This is a genomic window from Shewanella sp. Isolate8, from assembly GCF_022398495.1.
In the GTDB taxonomy this organism is placed as follows: domain Bacteria; phylum Pseudomonadota; class Gammaproteobacteria; order Enterobacterales; family Shewanellaceae; genus Shewanella; species Shewanella aquimarina.
Genome location: NZ_JAKEVI010000001.1, coordinates 1,160,374 through 1,185,601, shown reverse-complemented (window position 1 = coordinate 1,185,601; position 25,228 = coordinate 1,160,374). Strand labels below are relative to the sequence as shown.

The 25,228-nt window shown below is 51.1% G+C and carries 22 protein-coding genes and 7 tRNA genes; 8 read left to right on the top strand and 21 right to left on the bottom strand.

Annotated features, from left to right (window positions below; genetic code table 11):
* Positions 1-139: 139 nt before the first annotated feature.
* The 3 genes from acs to L1D43_RS05265 all read left to right on the top strand — a co-directional run bounded on the left by acs (position 140) and on the right by L1D43_RS05265 (position 4,543).
* Positions 140-2,092 carry an acetate--CoA ligase gene (acs, locus tag L1D43_RS05275; protein ID WP_239850203.1) on the top strand — a complete coding sequence of 651 codons (1,953 nt, stop codon included), beginning with the start codon at positions 140-142 and terminating at the stop codon, positions 2,090-2,092.
* Between the two features lie 388 nt (positions 2,093-2,480).
* Positions 2,481-4,220: a DEAD/DEAH box helicase gene (locus tag L1D43_RS05270; protein ID WP_239850202.1), complete on the top strand. Its 1,740-nt coding sequence runs from the start codon at positions 2,481-2,483 to the stop codon at positions 4,218-4,220.
* Between the two features lie 65 nt (positions 4,221-4,285).
* Entirely contained in the window at positions 4,286-4,543 is a 258-nt protein-coding gene (locus L1D43_RS05265; RefSeq protein ID WP_041511673.1) for a GrxA family glutaredoxin, read from the top strand.
* A gap of 53 nt (positions 4,544-4,596) precedes the next feature.
* On the opposite strand, the gene L1D43_RS05260 is transcribed toward L1D43_RS05265, so the two are convergent.
* The 17 genes from L1D43_RS05260 to L1D43_RS05180 form a co-directional block, all read right to left on the bottom strand.
* Positions 4,597-5,739 (bottom strand): DcaP family trimeric outer membrane transporter, encoded by a 1,143-nt coding sequence (locus L1D43_RS05260; protein ID WP_239850201.1) that lies wholly within the window; start codon positions 5,737-5,739, stop codon positions 4,597-4,599.
* A 532-nt stretch (positions 5,740-6,271) separates the two neighbouring features.
* Positions 6,272-6,347, bottom strand: a tRNA-Lys gene (locus L1D43_RS05255).
* A 264-nt stretch (positions 6,348-6,611) separates the two neighbouring features.
* A tRNA-Lys gene (locus L1D43_RS05250) sits at positions 6,612-6,687 on the bottom strand.
* A gap of 38 nt (positions 6,688-6,725) precedes the next feature.
* Positions 6,726-6,801, bottom strand: a tRNA-Lys gene (locus L1D43_RS05245).
* A 128-nt stretch (positions 6,802-6,929) separates the two neighbouring features.
* Positions 6,930-7,005: transfer RNA gene (locus L1D43_RS05240), tRNA-Lys, on the bottom strand.
* A 140-nt stretch (positions 7,006-7,145) separates the two neighbouring features.
* Positions 7,146-7,221 (bottom strand) — tRNA-Lys (locus L1D43_RS05235).
* Positions 7,222-7,260: 39 nt separating this feature from the next.
* Positions 7,261-7,336 (bottom strand) — tRNA-Lys (locus L1D43_RS05230).
* Positions 7,337-7,464: 128 nt separating this feature from the next.
* Positions 7,465-7,540: transfer RNA gene (locus tag L1D43_RS05225), tRNA-Lys, on the bottom strand.
* Positions 7,541-7,699: 159 nt separating this feature from the next.
* The gene (gene ybgF, locus L1D43_RS05220; protein ID WP_239850200.1) at positions 7,700-8,422 is read right to left on the bottom strand and encodes a tol-pal system protein YbgF; all 723 of its coding nucleotides are present in this window, start codon (positions 8,420-8,422) and stop codon (positions 7,700-7,702) included.
* A gap of 19 nt (positions 8,423-8,441) precedes the next feature.
* The gene (pal, locus tag L1D43_RS05215; RefSeq protein WP_011865327.1) at positions 8,442-8,984 is read right to left on the bottom strand and encodes a peptidoglycan-associated lipoprotein Pal; all 543 of its coding nucleotides are present in this window, start codon (positions 8,982-8,984) and stop codon (positions 8,442-8,444) included.
* Positions 8,985-9,018: 34 nt separating this feature from the next.
* The gene (gene tolB / locus L1D43_RS05210) at positions 9,019-10,344 is read right to left on the bottom strand and encodes a Tol-Pal system beta propeller repeat protein TolB (RefSeq protein WP_239850199.1); all 1,326 of its coding nucleotides are present in this window, start codon (positions 10,342-10,344) and stop codon (positions 9,019-9,021) included.
* 9 nt (positions 10,345-10,353) lie between these two features.
* Entirely contained in the window at positions 10,354-11,289 is a 936-nt protein-coding gene (gene tolA, locus L1D43_RS05205; protein ID WP_239850198.1) for a cell envelope integrity protein TolA, read from the bottom strand.
* A 3-nt stretch (positions 11,290-11,292) separates the two neighbouring features.
* Positions 11,293-11,727 carry a protein TolR gene (gene tolR, locus L1D43_RS05200; RefSeq protein WP_239850197.1) on the bottom strand — a complete coding sequence of 145 codons (435 nt, stop codon included), beginning with the start codon at positions 11,725-11,727 and terminating at the stop codon, positions 11,293-11,295.
* Positions 11,727-12,416: a protein TolQ gene (tolQ, locus tag L1D43_RS05195; protein ID WP_239850196.1), complete on the bottom strand. Its 690-nt coding sequence runs from the start codon at positions 12,414-12,416 to the stop codon at positions 11,727-11,729. The genes tolR and tolQ overlap by 1 nt, the downstream gene beginning before the upstream one ends.
* A complete protein-coding gene (gene ybgC, locus L1D43_RS05190; RefSeq protein ID WP_239850195.1) occupies positions 12,406-12,804 on the bottom strand; it encodes a tol-pal system-associated acyl-CoA thioesterase in 399 nt (132 codons plus the stop codon). The genes tolQ and ybgC overlap by 11 nt, the downstream gene beginning before the upstream one ends.
* Before the next feature lie 158 nt (positions 12,805-12,962).
* On the bottom strand, positions 12,963-15,116 hold the full coding sequence (locus tag L1D43_RS05185; protein WP_239850194.1) for a prolyl oligopeptidase family serine peptidase: 2,154 nt from the start codon (positions 15,114-15,116) through the stop codon (positions 12,963-12,965).
* A gap of 608 nt (positions 15,117-15,724) precedes the next feature.
* Complete coding sequence (locus L1D43_RS05180) at positions 15,725-16,585, bottom strand: OmpA family protein (protein WP_239850193.1); 861 nt, start codon at positions 16,583-16,585, stop codon at positions 15,725-15,727.
* Between the two features lie 168 nt (positions 16,586-16,753).
* Between L1D43_RS05180 and rnt the strand changes: the two genes are divergently transcribed.
* Entirely contained in the window at positions 16,754-17,440 is a 687-nt protein-coding gene (gene rnt / locus L1D43_RS05175) for a ribonuclease T (protein ID WP_239850192.1), read from the top strand.
* 148 nt (positions 17,441-17,588) lie between these two features.
* Here the strand turns inward: rnt and L1D43_RS05170 are convergent, their stop codons facing one another.
* Positions 17,589-18,605 carry a DUF3137 domain-containing protein gene (locus tag L1D43_RS05170; protein ID WP_239850191.1) on the bottom strand — a complete coding sequence of 339 codons (1,017 nt, stop codon included), beginning with the start codon at positions 18,603-18,605 and terminating at the stop codon, positions 17,589-17,591.
* A 121-nt stretch (positions 18,606-18,726) separates the two neighbouring features.
* Positions 18,727-19,473: a transporter substrate-binding domain-containing protein gene (locus L1D43_RS05165; RefSeq protein ID WP_239850190.1), complete on the bottom strand. Its 747-nt coding sequence runs from the start codon at positions 19,471-19,473 to the stop codon at positions 18,727-18,729.
* Between the two features lie 197 nt (positions 19,474-19,670).
* Here L1D43_RS05165 and cyaB point away from each other — a divergent pair, with 197 nt between their 5' ends.
* Positions 19,671-20,216 (top strand): class IV adenylate cyclase, encoded by a 546-nt coding sequence (gene cyaB / locus L1D43_RS05160; RefSeq protein WP_239850189.1) that lies wholly within the window; start codon positions 19,671-19,673, stop codon positions 20,214-20,216.
* A 122-nt stretch (positions 20,217-20,338) separates the two neighbouring features.
* On the opposite strand, the gene L1D43_RS05155 is transcribed toward cyaB, so the two are convergent.
* Positions 20,339-20,944 carry a peroxiredoxin C gene (locus L1D43_RS05155; RefSeq protein ID WP_041511691.1) on the bottom strand — a complete coding sequence of 202 codons (606 nt, stop codon included), beginning with the start codon at positions 20,942-20,944 and terminating at the stop codon, positions 20,339-20,341.
* A 313-nt stretch (positions 20,945-21,257) separates the two neighbouring features.
* On the opposite strand from L1D43_RS05155, the gene L1D43_RS05150 reads away from it, so the two are divergent.
* On the top strand, positions 21,258-22,577 hold the full coding sequence (locus L1D43_RS05150) for a Na+/H+ antiporter family protein (protein ID WP_239850188.1): 1,320 nt from the start codon (positions 21,258-21,260) through the stop codon (positions 22,575-22,577).
* A gap of 130 nt (positions 22,578-22,707) precedes the next feature.
* On the opposite strand, the gene upp is transcribed toward L1D43_RS05150, so the two are convergent.
* Positions 22,708-23,334 (bottom strand): uracil phosphoribosyltransferase, encoded by a 627-nt coding sequence (gene upp / locus L1D43_RS05145; RefSeq protein ID WP_011865313.1) that lies wholly within the window; start codon positions 23,332-23,334, stop codon positions 22,708-22,710.
* Positions 23,335-23,545: 211 nt separating this feature from the next.
* Between upp and purM the strand changes: the two genes are divergently transcribed.
* On the top strand, positions 23,546-24,583 hold the full coding sequence (purM, locus tag L1D43_RS05140; protein WP_239850187.1) for a phosphoribosylformylglycinamidine cyclo-ligase: 1,038 nt from the start codon (positions 23,546-23,548) through the stop codon (positions 24,581-24,583).
* Positions 24,583-25,227 carry a phosphoribosylglycinamide formyltransferase gene (gene purN / locus L1D43_RS05135; RefSeq protein WP_239850186.1) on the top strand — a complete coding sequence of 215 codons (645 nt, stop codon included), beginning with the start codon at positions 24,583-24,585 and terminating at the stop codon, positions 25,225-25,227. Before purM ends, purN begins: the two co-directional genes overlap by 1 nt.
* Position 25,228 lies beyond the last annotated feature (1 nt).

Sequence of the window (25,228 nt, the reverse complement as noted above, 5' to 3'; positions counted from 1 at the left end):
AGCTTAAATCTCGTGCAAATATAATCACAACAGACTAAAAATAAAGGATATTTTTTTACTAGACCAAGGTCTAATAGAGGTAAATAGCCTAAGCATTCCATACTTTATCTACGCACAATTAGAAATAAAAGGAAGTCAGATGAGCACCCAGTCTCTCTACAAAGTTCCAAGCGAAATCGCGGCGAATGCCCACATTAATGACGAAAAATATAAGAAGATGTATCAGGAATCTGTGGTTAATCCCGAAGGTTTCTGGAGAGAGCATGGCCAGCGCATCGATTGGATGAAGCCTTTTACTAAGGTCAAGAAAACCTCCTTCGACGATCACAACCTGTCGATCAACTGGTTCTATGACGGCACCCTGAACGCCTCGGTTAACTGTCTCGATCGTCATCTCGAACAAAATGCCGATAAGCTGGCTATCATCTGGGAAGGTGACGATGCCGCCGAGCAACGCACCCTCACCTATGGTGAACTCCACAAAGAGGTATGTAAGTTTGCCAATGCCCTGCGTAGCCAAGGAGTGCGACGCGGTGACGTGGTCACCGTATACATGCCAATGGTGCCTGAGGCCGCCGTGGTCATGCTGGCCTGTGCCCGCATCGGCGCCATTCACTCAGTGGTCTTCGGTGGCTTCTCGCCTGACTCAATCGCCTCACGGGTGATCGACGGTAAGTCCAAGGTCGTGATCACCGCCGATGAAGGCGTACGCGGTGGCCGTACCATTCCATTAAAAGCTAACATAGATGCCGCCCTGTCTCACCCAGACGTAAACTGTGTCGAGAAGGTTATCGTGCTTGAGCGTACAGGCAATCCCGTAAACTGGGTAGAGGGACGCGACATCAAGTGGGATTCACTGATGGAAACCGCCTCTGAACACTGTGTAGCCGAAGAGATGGGCGCCGAAGATCCCCTCTTCTTGCTCTATACCTCAGGTTCTACTGGTAACCCAAAGGGTGTGCTACACACCACAGGTGGCTACCTGGTCTATGCCTCGATGACGCACGAATATGTGTTTGATTACAAAGAGGGTGAGATCTACTGGTGTACTGCCGACGTGGGTTGGATCACCGGCCACTCCTACATGGTCTATGGCCCGCTTGCCAACGGCGCGACCATATTGATCCACGAAGGTATCCCTAACTACCCAAGCCCGGCTCGCCTGGGCGAGATGATCGACCGTCATAAAGTCAACATCCTCTACACTGCGCCGACACTGATCCGCGCCCTGATGGCCGAAGGCAAGGAACAATTTGATGGTTTCGATGGTAGCTCGCTGCGTATCATGGGCTCTGTGGGTGAACCCATTAACCCTGAGGCCTGGCGCTGGTATCACGAGGTGATTGGCCATGAGAACTGCCCAATTGTCGATACCTGGTGGCAAACCGAAACCGGAGGCATCCTAATCTCGCCACTTCCAGGCGCGACAGATACTAAGCCTGGCTCAGCAACTCGTCCATTCTTTGGCGTGCAACCTGCGCTGGTAGACAACATGGGTAACATCATAGATGGCGCGACCGAGGGTAACCTGGTCATCCTCGACTCCTGGCCTGGACAGATGCGCACCGTGTATGGCGACCATGACAGATTTGCCCTCACCTACTTTAAGACCTTCCGCGGCATGTATTTCACCGGTGACGGTGCCCGTCGCGATGAAGATGGCTACTACTGGATCACCGGCCGTGTCGATGACGTGATTAACGTCTCGGGCCACCGTCTGGGTACCGCCGAAGTCGAGAGTGCCCTGGTGGCTCACGAACATGTCGCCGAGGCTGCCGTGGTTGGCTACCCTCACGACATCAAGGGCCAGGGCATCTATGCCTATGTCACCCTGACCAAGGGCACCCAGGAGAGCGAAGAACTGCGTCAGGAGCTGCGTCAATGGGTGAGAAAAGAGATTGGCGCCCTGGCGACGCCGGATCTGATCCAATGGGCCGGCGGCCTGCCTAAGACACGTTCGGGTAAGATCATGCGCCGCTTCCTGCGCAAGATCGCCGCCAACGAAGTGACCAACTTAGGCGATGCGTCGACACTCGCCGATCCAGCGGTGATCGATACCCTGATTGAGACACGTCTCAATCGCAGCGAATAACAGCTCGCTGCACAAGATTCTCTCTTCTAGCCCCTCATCGAGGGGCTTTTTTTATGGTCCCCCTAGGGCCTGTTTATCTTTCGCGTTCATTTTTGCAGCATTCTGTATCGCTTTTATACAAGGCAGAGCGATTGTAATGTGGTGTGCTACATCAATGAGCGATAACGCAGTAGAAAAATGATACAGACGCTGCCCGCAGGGTTCGTCTTGAGTACGTTCAACTCTTTGTTACTCGGCTTTTATATAGAATAACTATACTTCAAGCCTCATGCCGCGATTTGAACGTACTCAATTAGAACAAAAATTGTTCTCAAAAGGTCAACAGGCCCTAGCGAGCCATGTTAGGCACTGATATCCTGATAGCCCCAATCACAGACCAGCATTTGCTTTGCAACTCAGAGATTATCAACGCCAGGCCGTAGAGGCGGCCATCAGCCACTTTAAACGCTGCGACGACTCCGCCGTTCTTGTGCTTCCGACAGGGGCCGGCAAGAGTATCGTCATCGCAGAGCTTGCCCGCATCGCCAAGGGGCGCACCCTAGTACTCACCCACGTCAAGGAGCTGGTGGCGCAAAACGCCGAGAAGGTTGGATTACTGACAGATGAGGCCAGTATTTTTTCGGCCGGCCTGAAACAGAAATCGACCCGCAACAAGACGGTAGTCGCCAGCATTCAGTCGGCGGTGCGTAATCCCAAGCAGTTTGATGAACCCTATTCTCTGGTGATCATCGATGAATGCCACCGGGTCTCCAACGAGAAAGAGAGCCAATATCAGCAGCTACTGAGTCACCTGAGAACTCAGAACCCAAAGCTTAGATTGTTAGGCCTGACGGCCACCCCCTATCGGCTGGGAAGCGGTTGGATCTACCGCTATCACTACCACGGCAAGATAGGTAATACCGAGCAGCCGGTATTCGAACACTGTATCTTCGAGCTGCCGATGCGCCCCCTGATTAAACAGGGCTTCTTGACGCCCCCCAAGGTACTGGACGGCCTGTCGGCCCAATATGATTTTAGCGAGCTCTCCCCCAGTGCTAATGGCGAATACAACGAGGCCGAAGTCGATTCCCTCTTACATCATGCCGGTCGTGCCACCAAGGCGATCGTGGAGCAGATTAAACAGCTCACCAACACCCGAGCCGGCACCATCATATTCGCCGCGACAGTGCGTCACGCCGAGGAGATCATGACGCTACTCGCCACAGATAAGGCAGGCCTTATCACGGCCAATACGCCAAGCCAGCAGCGCGATGCCATCATAGATGCATTCAAGCAGCGCGAGCTCGATTATCTGGTCAACGTTGCCGTACTGACTACCGGTTTCGACGCCCCCCATGTGGATCTTATTGCGATTCTAAGGCCCACGGCCTCGGTGAGTCTGTTTCAGCAAATGGTCGGTCGGGGCTTAAGGATCTGTGAGGGCAAACAGGACTGTTTGGTGATCGATTACGCCGCCAACGGTTTCGACCTCTTTTTTCCCGAGGTGGGCCGTCCTAAACCCGACAGCAAGAGTGTGCCGGTGCAGGTGCCCTGCCCGGTCTGTGGCTTTGCCAACATTTTCTGGGGACTGGTGGACAGTGATGGCGATATTATCGAGCACTTCGGACGACGCTGTCAGGCCGTGATAGGTGATGACAGTGGCAAAAAGCAGTGCGACTTTCGGTTCCGCTCCAAGGCTTGCCCCAATTGCGGCGAAGAGAACGATATTGCCGCCAAAGTTTGCCAGCATTGTCAGTCGACACTGATCGACCCAGACAAGCGTCTTAAAGAGGTGCTGCAACAGAAGCACCATCATCTGTTTCGGTGCCAAGAGATGCTTTTCGAGGCGGAAGGAACTCGGCTCAGGGTGCGTTACTTGGATGTCGAGGGAAATGACTTCTCTAGCAGCTTTAACTTTGCCACTAAGGCGCAGATCCGTGCCTTCTATGGCGTGTTTGTCCATCAACACACGCGTACACCAGGTCAGAAACAGCCAAGCTACGATACGCCCGAACAAGTGATTGCCGCACGAGATCATTTTCGTATGCCGGATCTTCTGCTCCTCAAGAAGGGCAAACGCGGCTGGGAATTAGTCGAGCGTTTCTTCGACTATCGAGGCCGATTCGACAGCCAGCATAAGTTTGTATGATCTGAAATATGCAAACCCCGTTGGCCTATGGTATAAAGTCACCAACATTTACTTCTGGAGCGAATATGTTTGTTGTAATCTTCGGCCGTCCAGGCTGCCCATACTGCGTTAGAGCCGTTCAACTATCAGAGCAACTGGTTGAGACTCGCGACGATTTCAAATTTAAGTATGTCGATATTCATGCAGAGGGCATCACCAAGGCCGATCTGGAAAAGACGGTAGGCAAGCCAGTTGAAACCGTGCCGCAGATCTTCATCGATCAAGAGCATATCGGTGGCTGCACCGAGTTTGAACAATATGTTCGCGACAACAATCTGCTGTAACGACAGCAAAGAAAAAGGAGGCTAAGCCTCCTTTTTTATCTTAACACCAGTGACTACAACACATACTTCACCGAGAAGATAACGCGATTTAACTCGCCCTTATCACCATTTTGTTTGGTGTTTTCCGCGTACATATACTCCACACCAACCGTTAAAGGTTTCACCGGAGAATAGAGCAAGTTAACGTAACCAGAATAGGACTCTTCATTCACAACTCCGCCAGTTAAGGCGACATCGTTATCGGCCTTGAAGCCCGATAAGGTAAAGCTTGAGCGCCACTTATCGTTCCACCAATGGCGGTAGGAGGCGAAACCGCCGTATGAGCTAATGGTCTCTATGTCGCCATCGGCATCCAATACTCCCGCATTGGCATAGTTAAGCGCCATGTAGCGCCCCAAGCCATCACCCGCGGTTGCCGAGAATTTAAGATCATCGCTACCAACAGGAATCACTCCGGTAAAGTTCAAGCCATAACCCATGGTCTGAGAATCTATCCCACCCTTCTCAAGGTTAAGCTGGCGTGCAATACCGGCCAGGGTAAACTTTGCACCACCTTGGGTCTTAAAGTTATAACGCGCCACGAAATCAGGCACTATGCCACTACCGCTGGTGATACGTGAACCACCGCCATTAGGCGTTACCGTAGTTTCTGGGTTTTCCAGAGCAAACTGGAAGCCGCCATTGGTGTATCTAACCTGCGTCTGGCGCACAAAAGGCGTACCTTCTGCCGCCCCCACGAAATCGAGGTTTTCAGGCAGAGAGCCTGGATTCATGAAGGTAGTCCAGGTCTGACCCACGGTCCAGTTGTCAAAGCTGACAAACGCATGACGAATTCGGGGAGAGTAACTGTTAGATACCCTTTCGTTGCCGTCGCTGTGAGTCATAAAGTCCAGCTCGATAAAACCGGTTAGCTTGTGGCCGTCGAGATCTGTCACCGTCTTAAAATTAAAGCGAGATTCTCTCGCTTGGAAATCGACAACTTGTTCGCCATTGCCCGGTGTACCATAGATGGTACCTGGAACATAAAACTGGCGAGAAAGATTACCTGAGTCTGGTGCGCCATTGCTATAGTCACTAAACATGACATCGGCCTTCACATAGCCACCAAACTTAAACTCTGTCTCGGCCATAGCAGCACTGGAACCTAGCGCCAGTAAGGTCGCCGCAGCCAGCAAAGACACTTTTGCGTTTTTCATCTGTCCTCTCCCTTTTTCATTATTATCGCAATGAATATGACGGAGTTAACAAACAAGTAACATTAGCAAAACGTCTATAAGACAAAGGTCGAACAGGCAGGGGTAATGTACGATAAAAAGCTAGTGAATTAGTCTAGGTCGAGGCAATCCCTATTGCATCAGCAAATAATTCGAACAACAAAACGATATAAAGGATCTGATGATTAACGGCTTTAAACCTGGCTCACTGGTATTAGGTCACAGGCATTAAGTCACTGCGATTTGAACTTTGGCTAGCTAACCGAAATCGACAACAAATAATAAGGAATTCAACAAAAGCAGAGATAATTGGAGAAGTGGTGGGTCGTGAAGGATTCGAACCTTCGACCAATGTGGCGTTAAGAAGCAAAGCCAACTGTCTCTTTATTTAAAGCACATCCAACGATTTATTAGATCACTGATATTGGATCACTGCTATTTGAACTGCGGCTAGTTAACCGAAACCGACAACAAATAATAAGGAATTCAACAAAAGCAGAAATGATTGGAGAAGTGGTGGGTCGTGAAGGATTCGAACCTTCGACCAATTGGTTAAAAGCCAACTGCTCTACCGACTGAGCTAACGACCCGTATTGTTGATACCGATGTAACTTAACCTTGTATCAGAGGTTAAAAGCCAACTGCCCTTTCCCTAAAAATAGCGACTGAGCTAACGACCCATCTTGGATACCTGAATGTTTAACCACTTCCAGAAAAGTGGTGGGTCGTGAAGGATTCGAACCTTCGACCAATGTGGAGTTAAAAAGTAAAGCCAACTGCCTCTTTGCTTTAAAAGCATCGACTGAGCTAATAACCTTCTAAATCCTTCTCTTGATTTAACCACCTAGAGAAAGTGGTGGGTCGTGAAGGATTCGAACCTTCGACCAATTGGTTAAAAGCCAACTGCTCTACCGACTGAGCTAACGACCCATCTTGGATGCCTGAATGTTTAACCACTTCCAGAAAAGTGGTGGGTCGTGAAGGATTCGAACCTTCGACCAATTGGTTAAAAGCCAACTGCTCTACCGACTGAGCTAACGACCCATATTGTTGATACCGATGTAGCTTAACCTTGTATCAGAGGTTAAAAGCCAACTGCCCTTTCTCTAAAAATAGCGACTGAGCTAACGACCCATCTTAGGTGCCTGAATGTTTAACCACTGCCAGAAAAGTGGTGGGTCGTGAAGGATTCGAACCTTCGACCAATTGGTTAAAAGCCAACTGCTCTACCGACTGAGCTAACGACCCATATTGTTGATACCGATGTAGCTTAACCTTGTATCAGAGGTTAAAAGCCAACTGCCCTTTCTCTACACTCTTTACAAGAGCAAGCGACTGAGCTAACGACCCATCTTGGATGCCTGAATGTTTAACCACTTCCAGAGAAGTGGTGGGTCGTGAAGGATTCGAACCTTCGACCAATTGGTTAAAAGCCAACTGCTCTACCGACTGAGCTAACGACCCATCTTAGGATGCCTAACTGTTTAACCACTGTTAGAAAAGTGGTGGGTCGTGAAGGATTCGAACCTTCGACCAATTGGTTAAAAGCCAACTGCTCTACCGACTGAGCTAACGACCCATATTATTGATACTGATGAAGCTTAACCTTGTATCATAGGTTAAAAGCCAACTGCCCTTTCTCTAAAAATAGCGACTGAGCTAACGACCCATCTTAGATGCCTGATTGTTTAACCACTGCCAGAAAAGTGGTGGGTCGTGAAGGATTCGAACCTTCGACCAATTGGTTAAAAGCCAACTGCTCTACCGACTGAGCTAACGACCCATTTTCAACTAAATCTCTTTGATTTAGCGCCCAAACGACTACGTCGCTTCGAGGGCGCCTATAATACCTTTTTCATCTTCTCATGCAAGTGCAAATTCCCCATTTTTTTTTGTTTGCATGAAAAACAGACTAAGAGTATGTTTTTTGGTTAAATAGAGATTAAAGCCCCACCATCTGCTGTTTGGCGATGCGAGCAGCGGCACTATTAGCGTATTCGCTAACGACTTGCTGATAGTAACGTTTAGCGGTCGCATTATCGTTACGCTTCTGCGCAATCATGCCAAGCTTAACCAGGCTATCGCCACGCTTATTCGACTCTTTAAACTTATTGACAACAGTATTAAAGGCCTTAGCGGCATCACCAAGCTCACCCTTGTTATAGAGTAGCTGACCTAACCAGTAGTTAGCATTGGCGGCATAGGTCGAATTGGGGTATTGCGCAATGAACTCACGAAACGCAGGGATCGCCTCATCGTACTGGCGCTCTTTCAGCACCAGATTCACGGCGCGCTCATAGCTAGCGGTTTCCCCTAGTGAAGAGGTTCCTGAGCTTGTCGCTACAGGAGTTGCCGCCACTGGCGTCGCCTTAGCCTTACTCAGATTAGCAATATCATCGTAGAGCTGACGTTGGCGCTGTAGCATCTGATTAATTTGATAGCTTTGCTGCTCAGTCAGGCCACGCAGGTCAAGTACCTCCTGCTGGAGGGTATCCAGACGCTGCTGCATCTCAAATTCGGCCGCCTGTTTGGCCTTTATGATACGCTCAAGACGCGCAACTCTATCTTCGGAGGAACCACCGGCAACATCCTCAACGGGCGCAGGTGCCGCTACCGCGACACCCACACTCATCAGAATTGCCGCGGTAACAACGGCAGTCTTCATAGTTAACCCTACCTAACGCTTAGTAAACCAATACCGCACGACGGTTCTTAGCAAAGCCATCATCGGTGCGAGAGAAATCTTGTGGCTTCTCTTCACCATAGCTCACTATGCTCATCTGGCTCGGCAGTACACCCATGCTTTGCAGGTACTTGGCAACGGCCTTGGCACGACGCTCACCCAGGGCGATGTTGTACTCTGGCGTACCACGCTCATCGGCATGACCTTCGATCATCACACGTACATTAGGATGCTCAAGCAGATACTCACCATGAGCATTAAGCACTTCTGAGAAGTCAGAGGATACCGAGCTGCGGTCGAAATCGAAGTAGATGATATGTTCCTTGCGCAGTTCCTGGTACTTAATACGTTGCTGCTCTTCTGGTGTCAGGATAGGTGCTACACCACCCGTCTCAACGCCACCACCGGCATTCATTTCGCTGCTTTCGCTGCCGCTCATAGAGCTAGTCGCATCGGTTTGTGACTCAGAGGTTGAGCTACACGCACTGATCGCCATAATCGGCAGGGCAACAACCATAGCTTTAAACAGCTTATTCAGATCCATTTTGTAATCCTTAATCTTGTTCTCAGTAGTAAATTTATAAGAAGGGTGACCAAGCAGGAGACTTCACCTCCCCTTGACCCACTGGCAATCTTGCCTTAAATCGTCCATCCATAGAGACAGCAGCCAACACCTGTTGACCCTGATAAGTGGTGCCATAAATCACCATAGTACCGTTAGGCGCTATGCTTGGCGACTCATCCAAACGTGTCGTGGTCAGCACCTGCATAAATCGTGTCTCGAGATCCATACGGGCAATATTGAACTTACCATTTGTACGATTCACAAACACCATGCTGCGACCATCGGGCGAGATAGAGCCACCCAGGTTCCACTCACCTTCGAAGGTCAGGCGCGTGACCTTGCCTGAAGCTAAAGTCACCTGATAAATCTGCGGACGACCACCACGCTCAGAGGTAAAGATCAACGCCTTACCATCTGGTGTCCAAGAGGCCTCGGTGTCGATGGCGTAATGGTTAGTCACACGCTTAATCGCCTTGGTGGCGATATCCACCACATAGACCTCAGGCTGACCATCCTTCGACAGAGTAATCGCTAACTTCTTGCCATCGGGCGAGAAAGAAGGCGCACCATTTATCCCTGGAAAGCTGGTAACCTTGGTTCTTTGCTGAGTATAGATATCCTGAACAAAAACCTCGGCCTGTTTGTTCTCAAAACTCACATAGGCCAAGCGGCGACCATCCGGCGACCAGGCTGGCGACATCAGCGGCTCGGGCGAGCGCAGCAGCATCTGCTCGTTATAGCCATCATAATCGGCAATCATTAACTTATAAGGCGATTTCGCCTTGTGATCCACCACCACGTAGGCGATACGCGTCAGGAAGGCGCCGCGAATGCCGGTGAGCTTCTCATAGACGATATCACTGATCCTGTGACCATACTGTCTAAACTGGGCGCCGCTGATCACTGTCTCGCGACTATCGAGTAGGTAATCACTGGCTGACTGAGGACCACCAGACTGCATCTGGGCTTTGACCAGATCGATAAGCTCGAAGTTAACCAGGTATTGATCTGGACCATAAGGCTTAACCGTGCCCATGACCACGGCTTCCGCGGCCACATTCGACCAGGCCTTCAAATCCATCTGCGCCAATGACCCTAGGTTGCGCTGTGGCAGCCCGAGTTCATCCATCGGCTTAAAGGTCCCGCTGCGGGTCAGATCCGACATCACCACATCAGAGATCTGTTGCGGCATAGGCGTACTGCCCAGCCACACAAAAGGCACCACGGCGATAGGACGCGCCGCATCGACCCCTTCGGTGATCACTATATCCAATGCCGCCTTGGCCGGTATGGTTAAAAACGCCAGACCCAAGATGAGCCATCTTCCCAAATTTTTCATGGAACTCCTTTAATTAAACTCAGGTTGTACAGTGAGATTAATCTCTTTTAGCTTGTTATAAACATCGGCTTCTGGCGAGACAGGCAGGCGCCCGGCCTTATTGATCGCAGCCTTAGTGGCACGGCACACCACAGGATCGCCAGACACTATCTCGTTACCAGTTACAAAGCCATCTTTGGCCAGACGAATAAAGACGCGGCAGCTCTTGCCTCGCATCGACTCATCCACCACCAGATGGCGCTGAATCGTGGCGCGGATCATCGAGGTATAACGCTGCACCTCGCTCATCACCTGCTTGTTGCGGGTCTGTGACAGCGCGGCCTGCTCGGCTGCTAACGCCTCTTGCATCATACGCTCCTGCTCGCGGCGCGCGGCCTCTTCGGCCTTACGTTTCGCCTCGGCCTCTGCCTTGCGCTTACGTTCTTCGGCGGCCTTCTTAGCGGCGGCCTCTTCAGCCTTACGCTTAGCTTCGGCTTTGGCTGCGGCTTCTTCGGCGGCCTTGCGCTCAGCCTCTTTCTTCTTACGCTGCGCCTCGGCCTTAGCCGCCTTCTCTTTTTCCTGCTGCTCTTTAAGCTTGGCGGCCTTGGCAGCCTTGGCCGCATTTTGCGTCTCTAGCTCTTTCTGCTTGCGCTCCTGCTCAAGCTTCTTGATGCGCGCCTGCTCACGTTCACGGGCCTGACGCGCCTCTCTCGCCTTACGATCCAGCTCCTCCTGACGCGCCTTCTCCTTGCGCTCGGCGGCCAATTTCTCGGCTTTAAGTTTCTCGACCTGCTCGTTGACCCGCTTCTGATCCACCACCACGGCCTGCACCGCAGGCGCACTGACCTGGGGCATCACCTTAGGCTTCTCACTAAAATCGACACCCATGGCCAAAACAACTATCACGCCAACATGAATGCTGGCTGAAATAATGAGTGGAACGGTAAAATCTGATTTCCCTGCCACCTGTTACTCCTCAGGCGAATCTGTCATCAGGCCTACCGAAGGTACACCTGCTTTTTGTAACGTCACCATCAACTGGATCACCCGCTCATAGGGAATGCTCCTATCGGCCTTAACCACCACGGGGCGCTCTGGCTCTAGCTGAATGATGGCGCTGACTCTGACGGCAATCTCCTCGAGCTCCAACACCTCTTTACTGCTGGCACTGCCAATATCCAGGTAATAATCGCCATCGGCATCGATAGAAGCCACCACTGGCGGCTTACTGTCGGCAGGCAGGCTCTCGGCCTCCCCCTGTGGCAAGTCCACCTTCACGCCCTGCGTCACGATAGGCGCAGTCACCATGAAGATGATGAGCAGTACCAACATCACGTCGATATAAGGTACAACGTTGATCTCGGCAACCGGACGACGCCTCTTACGTTGATAACCCTGCTGCATTAACCGGCTTCCTTCTCGCTATAGGCCTGACGATGCAGGATGCTGGAGAACTCTTCCATAAAGTTGGCGTAAGACATCTCGATCTTCTCCACCTGAGTCGAGAAACGGTTGTAGGCGATAACGGCAGGAATCGCCGCAAACAGACCCATGGCCGTGGCGATAAGTGCCTCGGCGATACCCGGGGCCACCATGGCAAGTGTCGCGTTTTCAACGGCGCCCAGGGCGATAAAGGAGTTCATGATCCCCCAAACGGTACCAAACAGACCGATATAGGGGCTGGTCGAGCCAATCGTTGCCAGCAGTGGCAAGTGGGTTTCCAACTTCTCAAGCTCTCTGGAGAGAGAGACCCGCATGGCACGATAACAGCCATCCATCACGGCAGCTGGCACCTTGCCGTTAAGGTTACTCAGGCGGGCATACTCTTTAAAGCCGGCGTAAAACATGGCCTCTAGACCAGTATTGCTCTCCTGTCTGGCAGAGAGTTCCTTGTAAAGCTTATTGAGGTCGACACCGGACCAAAATTTGTCTTCAAACTTGAGCGAACGCTGACGAGCCGAGGTCAGCAGGCGTCTACGTTGAATAATCACCGCCCAGGACACCACGGACAATGCCAGTAGCGTCAACATGACGAATTTAACTAATAGACTGGCCTGTAAAAACAGCCCGATAAAAGAGATATCAGCTTCCACCCTTTAACTCCTGAACAATATGATGGGGAATGGCTTTTGGCCGCATGCGCGATAATGCCACACAGGCCACCTGAATGTGCCCTTCACAATAGAGGGTTCCGTCTTGATCCAATAGACGCTGACGGAACACCATAGAGGCCTTCTTCATCTCTATGACCTCAGACTCGACCAAAAGGTCCTGCTCGAAGCGTGCGGCGACCTTAAAATCGATATCGGCGTGTTTGACCACAAAGGCAATATCGTCGGCCAACAGCTGCGTCTGTTTCACCCCTATCTGTTTTAACCACTCGGTGCGGGCACGCTCGAAGAAATTAAGGTAGTTAGAGTGATACACCACTCCACCGGCATCGGTATCTTCGTAGTAAACGGATATAGGCCAACGAAACATAGCTACAAACGGCTCAACATTCAGATTAAATAGAGGCCTACTATACCGAGTGCCCAGGCAATTGTGAATGCTTGACGCCCCTGTAGCCGGGACTAACTGCATAAAATTTTGTTAATAAAAAAGGGAAGTTATTCACTTCCCTTTTCAGGTTTGTTTACTTAGCCGCCTATCTTGCTCGGCACTGCAAGACCGAAGCTATGCATTAAGAAACTGTAAATGTCGGCAAATTCATCTATCTTCATCGCAGTCGGCTTACCGGCGCCATGGCCGGCCTTAGACTCGATACGCATGATGATAGGTGCATCTCCCGTCTGTCTGTCTTGCAGCAGGGCACCGAACTTGAAGCTGTGTAGCGGTACCACGCGATCGTCATGATCCGCCGTCATCACCATGGTCGCCGGGTAATCACGCTCTGCGATGTTGTGATAAGGCGAATAGGCCAATAGCGCAGGGAACTGCTCGGCATTATCGGCGCTACCGTATTCACTGGTCCAGGCCCAGCCGATGGTGAACTTATGGAAGCGCAACATATCCAATACGCCTACCGCAGGCAGAATGGCGGCGAAAAGGTCCGGACGCTGAGTCACGGCCGCGCCCATCAGCAGACCACCGTTACTGCGGCCATAGGCACCGAGCTTGCTGCGATTAGTGTACTTGTTGTCAATCAAATACTCGGCCGCGGCAAAATAGTCATCGAACACGTTCTGCTTCTTATCGAACATACCCGCTTGGTGCCAGCTCTCACCGTATTCGGCGCCGCCACGTAGGTTAGGCACGGCGTACACGCCGCCCATGTCCATCCAGGCGATATTGGCCGGGCTGAATCTTGGCGTCAGAGAGATAGAGAAACCGCCATAGGCATACAAGAGGGTTGGGTTTTCACCGTTAAGGGTCAATCCCTTCTTGTAAGAGATCATCATAGGTACGCGGGTGCCATCCTTGCTGGTGTAGAACACCTGCTCGGAAACATAGTTATCTGGATTAAAGGCGACCTTCGGCTTAGCGTACAGGCTCGACTGGCCCGTCTTAAAGTCAAACTTATAGGTAGTCTGTGGCTGCACATAGCTGTTGAAGGTGTAGTAGAAATAATCCTTGCTGCGCTTACCATATGGTCCGGCAATCTTACCCTTACCCGGTAGCTCTACATCCTGACGCTTCACGCCGTTCATGCTGAAGATAGTGAGCTTGCCCAGCACGTCGTGCAGGTAGCTGACCACCAGGTGATCGTTGATGATGGCTACGCTGGCGATAGGGTCGCTCGACTCAGGGACAACCGTCTTCCAGTTTGCCTTGGCTGGACGGTTCACATCCACCGCCACTATCTTGCCATTTGGCGCATCGAGATCTGTCTTGAAGTAGAAGACAGACTTGTCGTTACCCAGGAAGCTGTATTCTGCCTCCAGCTCGCTTATCAGCTCGACCACAGGCGCGTTGGCATCTGTGAGCGACTTATAGAAGAAGCGGTTGCGGCTATCTGTACCCTGAGAGATAGAGATCAGCAGATAATCCCCCGCCTCCGATACCTCTGCACCAAAGCCCCAATCTTTATTCTGTGGGCGCTCGTAGATCAGCTTGTCTTGAGACTGGTCTGTGCCCAACTGGTGATAATAGACCTTCTGGTTAAAGTTAACGTCGGCCAGCAGATTGCCGCCTTCGGGCGCGTCATAACGAGAATAGTAGACACCTTTATTGTCTTTGCTCCACTCGGCGCTGGAGAACTTAATCCAGTTGAGCTCGTCGCCTAGCTTGGCCCCGGTCGCCACATCGACAAACTGCCACTGCTGCCAGTCTGAGCCCGACTTTGAGACGCCATAGGCGATGATCTTACCGTCGCCGCTGACAGAGACGCCGCTCAGGGCAACTGTGCCGTCGGTCGAGAAGCTGTTAGGGTCAAGGGCAACCTTCTCTTCACCGGCCTTATTCTTCACATAGAGTACAGATTGTGCCTGCAGACCGTCGTTGCGGTAATAGAAGGTGTTATCACCACGCTCGGTTGGGGCTGTGACCTTCTCGAAGTTCCACAGCTCGGTGATGCGATCGACTATCGCCTGCTTGTTTTCCAGCTGTGCCAGAAAATCATGGCCAGCCTGTTGCTGCTGCTTCACCCAGGCATGGGTTGCGTCACTCTCTTCCTCCAGATAACGGTAGGGGTCGGCAACCTCTACACCGTGAATTGTTTCGACCACGCCCTGGGGCTGAACCGCTGCCTGCGCCGCTGCCGTTTCATTGGCATGGTACTGGCAACCCATGAGTGTTAAACCTAATCCGGCAAGCAAAAGGGTTTGCTTGGATAAAATCGTCTTAAGAGCCATCTGTAGCCGTCCTGGATATCTCGTTATTATTAATGGTAAACCTGTGAGCTAGCGCCCAATAACCTCGTACTATACAAGTAAAAAAAAACCGTGCAATGGCTACAAATAAACGAATCCGGCATTTGCGAAATTGACTTGTTAATAAAAAAACAACATGGATGAATTATATAAATCGTGAAATTATGCAGCAATTTTGCGTAATCAAGCGCAAATACCCAAAATGTGTGAATTCGCCCCTTTAAACACCCTTTTTTGACATTAGAAATACTAATCTAAGGCGGGAATTTTTCTAGTTTGTAGGACAAATGGTCTGACCCTATAATTCACCTCGTTTTCCGGAAGTGTCTACCCCGCTGGTAGATGGGAAACAAGAACTCCGAGTTCCCGTGCCAGTCACGTGAATTCATCCCTGGTTCTTATGCTTGACTTCCTTCCTTCAATTTGTTGATTGCAATGATTTATTTGCGGCCCACTTAAGATTAAGTGGGCTTTTTTTTACCTGTTTTTTACCAAGCGTTTGCCAGCACTCTCTTTTTATCCCGGGCCGATAACAAAAACCGGCCTTGTTGGCCGGTTTCCATAAATATTATTAACTCACTGTGGCTTTTTTAATCCAGCGGCTTGCTGAGGCGAATCACCACGCGTCTGTTGCGCGCCCGCTCATCTTTGGTTTCATTGGACGCCACATGACGACGCTCACCATGACCTAAGGTATGGATACGTTCGTCGGGAATACCGGCGGCCAGGAAGAGCTGCTTAACCGACTTGGCGCGTTTCTCTGACACCTTCTTATTCACCGAGCGGCCACCGAAGCTGTCGGTATAGGCGTCGATCAAGACCAGCTCGACCTCAGGGTCGTAAGAGAGATACTCCTGCACCTTAGCGATCTGCGCCTTGGAATAACGGGTCAACTCGGAACCACCAAATTCATAGGTCAACACTGTGAAGGCGATATCATCGAAACTATAGGGCAAGAGATTGGCCAGACACGATTTAAACTCGGCGTAACGACGACCAAAATTGGCGGCCGAAAGCCCAACGGCGACTTTGCTGGAACGGTTGTACCAGTCGGCATAATAGAAAGTCGGCTGCATGCCGCGTTCGAGTTCGTTCAGCATGGACCAGGCCGCCTTCTTAGGCACCTCGCCGCTAAAATACTTCTGATAGGTGAGATCTGTGATGGGACGGGACACCACACCAGGACGCCAGGCGGGCGCCATGCTCATCAACTTGGCATTGGTCACCTCGTCGGGCTTCACCCACATATCCAGGCTAAAGTTCAAATCATGATCTTTACCGGCGCGGCTGGTAAACACCGCCTTGCCGTAGGATGGGATCTCATGCTCAAGACGACAGATGATGGGGGTGTTGTCGCTTAGACTCCAGGAGGACTGTTCCAGCGAGGCCACATAGTGACGCAACTCGGCCTGCGCCGTCGTCGCCAGACTCAAGCCGATACCGAATGTCATCGCACATAGCACCCTAACCCACATAGACAGTCACTCTTATTAATTACGTTACTTATCCCTATCGGCCTAATTTAGCATTCCTTTAGCCCATATTATGACCAATCAAACATGACAAGATCCCATCGGATACTTCATAATAGCCCCCCACTCTTCACTTTGGATATTTTAATGAGCGATATTTGCGACGCACACAAACTTAAGCATAGATTCCGTGGCTACTTTCCCGTCGTCATCGATGTTGAAACCGCGGGGTTTAATGCTCAGACCGATGCGTTGCTGGAGATCGCCGTCACCCTGCTGAAGATGGATGATAATGGCGACTTGATGCTGGATAAGACGCTGCACTATCATATCGAGCCCTTCGAAGGCGCAAACCTCGAACCAGATGCCCTGGCGTTTAATGGCATAGACCCCAGCAACCCGCTGCGCGGCGCCGTGAGCGAGAAAGAAGCCTTCTTAGAGATCTTTAAAGAGGTCAAGAAGCATCAGAAGGCATCGGATTGTCACCGCAGTATCATAGTGGCCCACAACGCCGCCTTCGATCATGGTTTCGTTACTCAGGCGATCGAACGCAACGCCCTGAAACGTACGCCGTTTCACCCGTTTGCCACCTTCGACACCGCCGCCCTCTCGGGCCTGGCACTTGGACACACGGTACTGGCGAAGGCCTGTGAGATCGCCGGTATCCCCTTCGACAACAAAGAGGCTCACTCCGCCCTCTATGATACCGAACGCACCGCCGAGCTGTTTTGTCATATCGTCAACAAGTGGAAGGCATTAGGCGGCTGGCCGGTAGTAGCGCCAAGCGAAGAACCCAGCCCAGCGCCTGAACAAGAAACTAGCGATAACGCTTGAGCTATGTGACAGCCAAACTATGACAGCCAAGCTATAACATCTGAGGTAAGACCCAAAGGTGTTAGACAGCCTAGGCTAAACACCTGCTAGTGTCTATACAGATACTGGCCGCTCAACAGAGATAAGGTGAACGGCCAAATAGACGATTTTAAAGCCCGGTACGACTGTCGAGATTCAGGGCCTTGATCAAATCAAATACCTCATGGATCTCCTTAAACACCTGCTCTATATCATCGCTAAAATCCAGCGGCTTTAGCAGATCCAACTGCGGCTCGAAATAGTTATGTTTACAGGCGATCATAATCAGCAGTCTTCCCGCTTTGAAGCTGGCTTCGAGCTCTCCACCGTAAAAGCGTGACAGGGAGAGAAAACGCTCCATGGTCGCCGTGGTTAACATGTATCTCGCCTCGACCTGATCGTCGCTATACACCTCAAACTGACGCTCAAAGGTAGGATCTTCCAGCTTTACCCGTGACAGCTGCTGTTTAAACTGCATAAAACCGTTACCCATGAGGCCTTTATCTTGACGAACCTGGATATTGGCAGAAAACCGCTTTGGCAGCTCAAACTCTATGACCAAACCATCAAACAGCGTCTTGTATTGAGGGCGATTGTCTTTAGTCCCCTTGTGCTCGAATAGCGTCAGCTCCCGCAGCAAGAAAGGCACATTGAGGTACTGGCCTCGTACCGAATCTTCAAAATATCCCTTGTCGAACTTAGGAAAGAGACCATAGTCCATATAGGTATCCAGGCCGGGTAAGCCTGGAGGATTTAACGCAAACCGCTTACCGAAATATCCCAGCAGCAGCGGATAGACCTCCTCGATAATCTCAGCGCGTAGTTGCCCTATCTCGTTTCCCGCCCAGATGTTTACCGTCGCCACCAAGGCGCCTGAGCCAAACGCACCGGCAAAGCCGATAAAGAACACGCCATCTTCAAAATCGAGAATCGCTGCGCCGTAGAAAGTTAGGGCAAAAAAGGCCAGAAAGGCGAGTAAACCGATATAAGTGACGGGAGCACTGACTTTTCTACGCGACAGATACTTAGCGGCAGCCGCCTGGCGAACCGACTCATAACGTCGGCACTTAGGGGCTATCTTCTTCGCGTAATATTGACTAAAGGCCTGCTTGTCCTCGGCCGGAATCGCAAACTCCATTGGATTCATACATCTATCCTTGCTTATTTCCATTGGCGACAATTAGCGGCTATCTCGAAGCGCACGTCAAGAGATTATGTACCGTTTGATTGAAAAACAATCGGTTAGAGGAAGATAGAGGAAGATACGCCTAATTGTTCAATCTTGAGGCAACCGATGGACCCGAAGTATATTTGGCCAGTAAGGCATCGATTGTTCCCTGGTCTCTGAGCTGACTTATCGCGCCATTGATCTGCTCGAGCAAGGCTTGGTGTTCTCTTCGCAGGCGGATCACCAGCACGCCATCCGAATGCACCGCCGCCAGCGCGATAGGCACCTGCAGCTCCTTGGCCCAGTAAAGCGCAGTAAGATCCCCTGCAATGGCCGCCTGGATGCGCCCCTTCTGCAAGGCGATGATAAGCTCACGCTCCGACTTAAAATCGACGCGGGTGAACTGGCTGTCGTCGTGATAGAGATAACCGCGCACAGTACCAATCTCCTGCCCGCGGATCTTACTAATATCCATCCAGTCGTCCAGTGCCGTCTCCAAGACCACTACATGCTCCTTAATCGCGAAGATGGGTTGTGACTGCACAAAATTTTCACCCAAGTCGCCCCCCTCAAACCAGCTAGGACTCACAACATCGAAATCCAGTGCCCCGCTAGCCAACGCCTGATTAGTTCGCTTCGGTGGATAATGTTTCGCCTCCAATCGAATCGGGGTCAGTGCAAAGATATCTGGCACCAACTCGGCCAAGATCCCTGGGTCCTTGGCGTTAGCATCGATAAAGTAGGGATACCAACTACTGGAGCCATTCACATCATAAGAAAGCACGGTTTCGGCGCGAACAGCCACCACGAAAAACAAACAACAGAGAAACGCTATAGAGAGTCGCATCGAGTACCTTACATCTCACATTCGCGGCTAAGCCGATAAATAAGAAGGGTTTCTCTAGGTATATCAAGGGCGAACAAAATGATCAATTTATTAACATAAAATGGCACCAACAAAGACTAATCACCTCACACTCCGCCCCGCCCAAAAGTGCTATAGTCCGGCTAACAACCACAGCAAGCTACACAGACGGTAGAACGATGAGCCAAGCCCATTTTGAAGGCAAGTATGAAGTCGAACTCAAATATCGACTACAAGATAGAGAGGCTTTTTTAAACCAGCTTCGACGCCTCCCTCACCAGATAATGCTCGAGGACAATGTCGAGTTCGACCGATATTACGATACTGAAAAAGGATGCCTGGCCAAAGAGGAGAAATATTTGATTCTCAGGGAGATGCGCCCCTCAGGGATCAAACTCTGGATAGTCAAAGGACCTGGTGACAAGCAGTGTCAGGCCACGCGTATCGACAATATCGACAGCGCCGCCGCCATGCTGGAAAACCTGGGCTATGATGTCGTGCTGCGTCTTACCAAGACCCGCAGCATCTATTTTATCGACCAGTACCATGTGACGGTCGATACGCTCAACGGCCTGGGCGACTTTGCCGAGCTAGCGATCATGACAGACGATGAGGCTCAACTGGCAGATTTTGAACGAGGACTCATCTCCCTGGCCGAGCAGCTCGGTCTCAGCGAGGATGACAGAGAGACCGCCTCCTACCGTGAGCTGGTGCTCACGAGCTAATCCCCTCTAACCAGTGAGCCTCAGCTAGGCTGATATAAAGACTAATCATAAAATCTTGTCATAAAATCTAGCCATAAAAAAAGCTGCCCTAGGGCAGCTTTTTTGACTTTAACATGAATCGCTTATAGTGAATCAGCGTTATCAGTCAGGTAAGAAGCAACGCCTGCTGGGCTCGCGTCCATACCCTTGTCACCTTTTTCCCAGCCTGCTGGGCAAACGTCACCGTGCTCTTCGTGGAATTGAAGTGCATCGATCATACGAATCATCTCGTCAACGTTACGACCTAGTGGCAGATCGTTAACGACTTGGTGACGAACCTGACCTTCTTTGTCGATCAGGAAAGAACCACGGAAAGCCACGCCGGCTTCTGGATGCTCAACATCGTAAGCTTTACAGATATCGTGCTTCACGTCAGCAACTAGGGTGTACTGAACCTGGCCGATACCGCCCTTGTCTACTGGAGTGTTACGCCATGCGTTGTGAGTGAACTGAGAATCGATAGAAACACCGATAACTTCAACGCCACGCTTCTTGAACTCTTCCATGCGGTGATCGAAGGCAATCAACTCAGATGGGCATACGAAAGTGAAGTCAAGTGGGTAGAAGAATACTACAGCTGGCTTTCCTTTAATCGCTTCGCTCAGGGTAAAGCTATCAACGATTTCGCCATTACCAAGAACTGCTGCAGCTGTAAAATCAGGAGCCGGACGGCCTACTAATACGCTCATTTTTTATCTCCATCTATGGATTGAAAAAGCTTTTAATTATGAACTCAGAAGCATTATAGGCAGTCACCAGCGGGACACAAGTAATTTGGGATCATTGTCACTTTTTTTAATAAATATTCATCGAGTTGCCCAAGTTATCACCTTCTTCCGTCCACTCGGTTAGGCTTATTTACACTTACGCAGTAAACTTGAATACAGTTCGGTTACATCTCTTGTCTATTTTTCAGATAAAACGCCTAGACGCTGGACAACACGGGCTATTGCTGGCAAAAATAGCTTCCCATTAAAGATTAAAAAATCAGATTGAATCAATATGAATGCAGTTGTTATTGCCGTTTGCTTGATGTTGGGCCTTAGCCTAGCACGCGTGAACGTCGTTATCGCACTCACTGTGAGTGCATTGGTCGCCGGACTCGTCGGCGGCATGAACCTAGACCAGACGGTTGAGGCCTTCAACACAGGCCTTGGCGGCGGCGCGCAGATCGCCCTGAGTTATGCCCTGCTGGGAGCCTTTGCCGTGGCCCTGTCGCACTCGGGCCTTACCACGCTCATCTCTCGCAAGGTGATTGCACAGTTAGGTCGAGAGGAAAACCCTGGCAACATTAACAAGGTCCGCTGGCTGCTCTTGCTGGCTATCCTGGCCATGGCGGTGTCGTCGCAAAACATTCTGCCGATTCATATTGCTTTCATTCCGATCTTAATTCCACCGCTCTTGCATGTGATGTCTAAGCTCAAGCTAGACAGACGTCTGGTGGCCTGTGTTCTCACCTTCGGCCTGGTGACCACCTATATGATCCTGCCGGTGGGTTTTGGCGGCATCTTCCTCAACGACATCTTGCTCTCAAACCTCACCAGCAATGACTTAGATGCGGTGCGCGAGCAGATCCCACCGGCCATGTTGATCCCGGCCCTGGGTATGGTCGCCGGACTATTTATCGCCGTGTTTGTCAGCTATCGCAAGCCAAGAGAATATAAAGAGGAGTTGATCCTGGCCGCGGAGCCGGAAGAAACACTTAATCGCCGCAATATTGTCATCGCCTTAATAGCGATAGCATCGACCCTGGTGGTACAGCTCTATACCGGCTCGATGATCTTCGGCGCCCTCATCGGCTTTATCATCTTTAGCTTCTCCGGCGCCCTTAAGCATGTGGCCGATCAGGATATCTTCAACCAAGGGGTACGTATGATGGCCAACATCGGCTTCATCATGATCTCCGCCGCCGGTTTCGCTGCCGTAGTCAAGGCCACCGGCGATGTGGGCACTCTGGTTGATTCCCTCAGCCACCTCATCGGTGACAATCGCGCATTGGCAGCCTTCTTGATGTTGGTGGTCGGTCTGCTCATCACCATGGGAATCGGCTCTTCGTTTTCGACCATCCCAATTATTGCCACTATCTATGTGCCGCTGGCCATCAGCTTCGGCTTCTCGGTACCGGCGACTATCGCCCTGGTCGGCACGGCGGCGGCGCTGGGGGATGCGGGCTCACCGGCATCGGATTCGACCCTGGGTCCAACGGCCGGTCTTAACGCCGACGGTCAGCATGATCATATTCGTGACAGCGTGATCCCAACCTTTATCCACTACAACATCCCGCTATTGATCTCGGGTTGGATTGCGGCCATGGTGCTCTAACAAGGACATCGCACTTTAATCGAGTCCAGACACAAAAGTCAGTCAACAAAAAAGGAGCCTAAGGCTCCTTTTTTACGGCTCACCATATTTAATATGGCTTGCTACTAGATACTAGGTCTAACTTAACGTATTACTTAGTACCGAAGATCTTATCGCCAGCATCACCCAGACCAGGCAGGATGTAACCGTTCTCGTTAAGGCACTTATCGATAGAGGCGGTGTAAAGCTCGATATCAGGATGGGCCTTCTCAAGCGCCGCGATGCCTTCAGGCGCCGCTACTAATACCAACGCCTTGATTGAGGTGCAGCCACGCTCTTTAAGCAGATCGATAGTTGAGATCATAGAGCCGCCGGTTGCCAACATAGGGTCGACCACCAATGCGATACGCTCATGCATATTGCTAGCAAGCTTCTCAAAATATGGCACAGGCTCCAGCGTCTCCTCGTCGCGGTAGATACCTACCACAGAGATACGTGCACTCGGTACGTGCTCAAGTACGCCATCCATCATGCCAAGACCAGCACGCAGGATAGGCACTACAGTTACCTTCTTACCCTTGATCTGCTCAACTTCAACTGGACCGTTCCATCCTTCGATAGTGACCTTCTCGGTTTCAAAGTCAGCGGTCGCTTCATAGGTCAACAGGCTACCCACTTCAGCCGCTAACTCACGGAAACGCTTAGTACTGATATCTCCTTCACGCATCAAGCCAATCTTATGACGTACTAGAGGATGCTTAACTTCGACCACTTTCATCGTTTTCTCCTGATCTATTCCAGTTTTTCCAGCAAATTGTACCGATTCTAGTAGATTTGTTCACAATCGAAAACATAAAGTTTTACAAACACGGTAAATCGTGACCTAAGTCCGTTTGAATATTCAAAATCATCCCTTTCGAGTGCCTACACAAGCTGATAGAATAGCGCCGCATAAAAATCCAATAACGATGTACCCGAGAGGATCCTCCGTGAGCACTCCTACCCAGCTAAGCTATAAAGATGCAGGTGTTGATATCGACGCAGGCAATGCCCTTGTAGACAATATTAAATCTGCCGTTAAACGTACCCACCGTCCCGAAGTTATGGGTAACCTAGGTGGTTTTGGCGCACTTTGCGAGCTGCCAACTAAGTACAAACATCCAGTTCTTGTGTCTGGCACCGATGGTGTTGGTACCAAGCTTAGACTGGCTATCGATTATCAGAAGCATGACAGCGTCGGCGTCGACCTGGTTGCCATGTGTGTCAACGATCTGATTGTTGCCGGTGCAGAGCCCCTGTTTTTCCTCGACTATTACGCCACTGGCAAGCTAGATGTCGCGACTGCGACCTCGGTCGTTAATGGCATCGCCGAAGGTTGTGCTCAATCGGGTTGCGCCCTGATCGGTGGCGAAACTGCCGAAATGCCTGGCATGTATGAAGGCGAAGACTACGACTTAGCTGGCTTCTGCGTGGGCGTAGTAGAAAAAGAAGATGTGCTCGACGGCTCAAAAGTGGTTGCCGGTGATGCACTAATCGCGCTGGGCTCAAGCGGCCCACACTCAAACGGTTACTCGCTGATCCGCAAGGTACTGGAAGTGAGCAAGGCCGATCCTCAGCAAGACCTCGAAGGCAAGCCGCTGATCGATCACCTGCTGGAACCGACCAAGATTTATGTTAAGCCGCTGCTTAAGCTGCTTGAGAAGCATGACATCCATGCCATGGCGCATATCACTGGCGGCGGCTTCTGGGAAAACATCCCACGCGTGCTACCTGATGATGCCAAGGCCGTTGTAAAAGGCGACTCATGGCAATGGCCTACCGTTTTCAACTGGTTGATGGAAAACGGTAATATCGCCGAGTTTGAAATGTACCGTACCTTCAACTGTGGTGTTGGCATGATCATCGCCCTACCACAGGATCAGGTCGATGCGGCGCTAACCCTGCTTAAGGCCGAAGGTGAAAACGCTTGGCTCATCGGTGACATTGCCAGCCGCAATGGCGACGAAGAGCAAGTGGAGATTTGCTAATGTCCAACTGCTGTCGCGTCCTCGTCCTGGTCTCTGGTAATGGCAGCAATCTGCAAGCCATCATAGACGGCTGTGACGATAACCTGGACGCCGAAGTCGTTGGGGTTATCAGCAATAAGCCCGATGCCTATGGCCTGGTGCGTGCGCATCAGAGTGAGATCGATACCAGCTGCGTGATCCCCCATGAGAGCGAGTCTCGCAGCGACTATGATCTGCGTCTCAAGGCGGCCATCGACAAGTACCAGCCAGATCTTATCGTGCTGGCGGGCTTTATGCGTATACTGAGCGATGATTTCGTCAAGCAGTTCGAGGGACGAATGATCAACATTCATCCTTCGTTGCTGCCGAAATACACGGGCCTACATACTCATCAGAGGGCGATCGACGCCGGTGACAGCGAACATGGCGCCAGTGTACACTTTGTGACCCCAGAGCTGGATGCCGGCCCTGTGATCCTGCAGGCCAAGGTGCCCGTCTATCCCGAGGATGATGCCAGCCTGCTGGCAGAAAGAGTGCATGAGCAGGAACATGCCATCTATCCCTTAGTGGTGAAGTGGTTCAGTCAGCAGCGCCTGCGCATGTCTGACGGCAAGGCCTACCTTGACGATCAACCGCTTGGCCCTATGGGCTACGCCGCTGACTAAC

Coding starts and splice junctions, on each gene's coding strand:
- L1D43_RS05260 (WP_239850201.1), bottom strand. CDS start 5,739: ATGAAAAACGCAAAAGTGTCTTTGCTGGCTGCGGCGACCTTACTGGCG.
- pal (WP_011865327.1), bottom strand. CDS start 8,984: ATGGATCTGAATAAGCTGTTTAAAGCTATGGTTGTTGCCCTGCCGATT.
- rnt (WP_239850192.1), top strand. CDS start 16,754: ATGAGCGATATTTGCGACGCACACAAACTTAAGCATAGATTCCGTGGC.
- L1D43_RS05180 (WP_239850193.1), bottom strand. CDS start 16,585: ATGACATTCGGTATCGGCTTGAGTCTGGCGACGACGGCGCAGGCCGAG.
- L1D43_RS05265 (WP_041511673.1), top strand. CDS start 4,286: ATGTTTGTTGTAATCTTCGGCCGTCCAGGCTGCCCATACTGCGTTAGA.
- acs (WP_239850203.1), top strand. CDS start 140: ATGAGCACCCAGTCTCTCTACAAAGTTCCAAGCGAAATCGCGGCGAAT.
- L1D43_RS05170 (WP_239850191.1), bottom strand. CDS start 18,605: ATGAATCCAATGGAGTTTGCGATTCCGGCCGAGGACAAGCAGGCCTTT.
- ybgC (WP_239850195.1), bottom strand. CDS start 12,804: ATGTTTCGTTGGCCTATATCCGTTTACTACGAAGATACCGATGCCGGT.
- upp (WP_011865313.1), bottom strand. CDS start 23,334: ATGAAAGTGGTCGAAGTTAAGCATCCTCTAGTACGTCATAAGATTGGC.
- L1D43_RS05165 (WP_239850190.1), bottom strand. CDS start 19,473: ATGCGACTCTCTATAGCGTTTCTCTGTTGTTTGTTTTTCGTGGTGGCT.
- L1D43_RS05150 (WP_239850188.1), top strand. CDS start 21,258: ATGAATGCAGTTGTTATTGCCGTTTGCTTGATGTTGGGCCTTAGCCTA.
- tolR (WP_239850197.1), bottom strand. CDS start 11,727: ATGCAGCAGGGTTATCAACGTAAGAGGCGTCGTCCGGTTGCCGAGATC.
- tolB (WP_239850199.1), bottom strand. CDS start 10,344: ATGAAAAATTTGGGAAGATGGCTCATCTTGGGTCTGGCGTTTTTAACC.
- ybgF (WP_239850200.1), bottom strand. CDS start 8,422: ATGAAGACTGCCGTTGTTACCGCGGCAATTCTGATGAGTGTGGGTGTC.
- L1D43_RS05185 (WP_239850194.1), bottom strand. CDS start 15,116: ATGGCTCTTAAGACGATTTTATCCAAGCAAACCCTTTTGCTTGCCGGA.
- cyaB (WP_239850189.1), top strand. CDS start 19,671: ATGAGCCAAGCCCATTTTGAAGGCAAGTATGAAGTCGAACTCAAATAT.
- purN (WP_239850186.1), top strand. CDS start 24,583: ATGTCCAACTGCTGTCGCGTCCTCGTCCTGGTCTCTGGTAATGGCAGC.
- L1D43_RS05155 (WP_041511691.1), bottom strand. CDS start 20,944: ATGAGCGTATTAGTAGGCCGTCCGGCTCCTGATTTTACAGCTGCAGCA.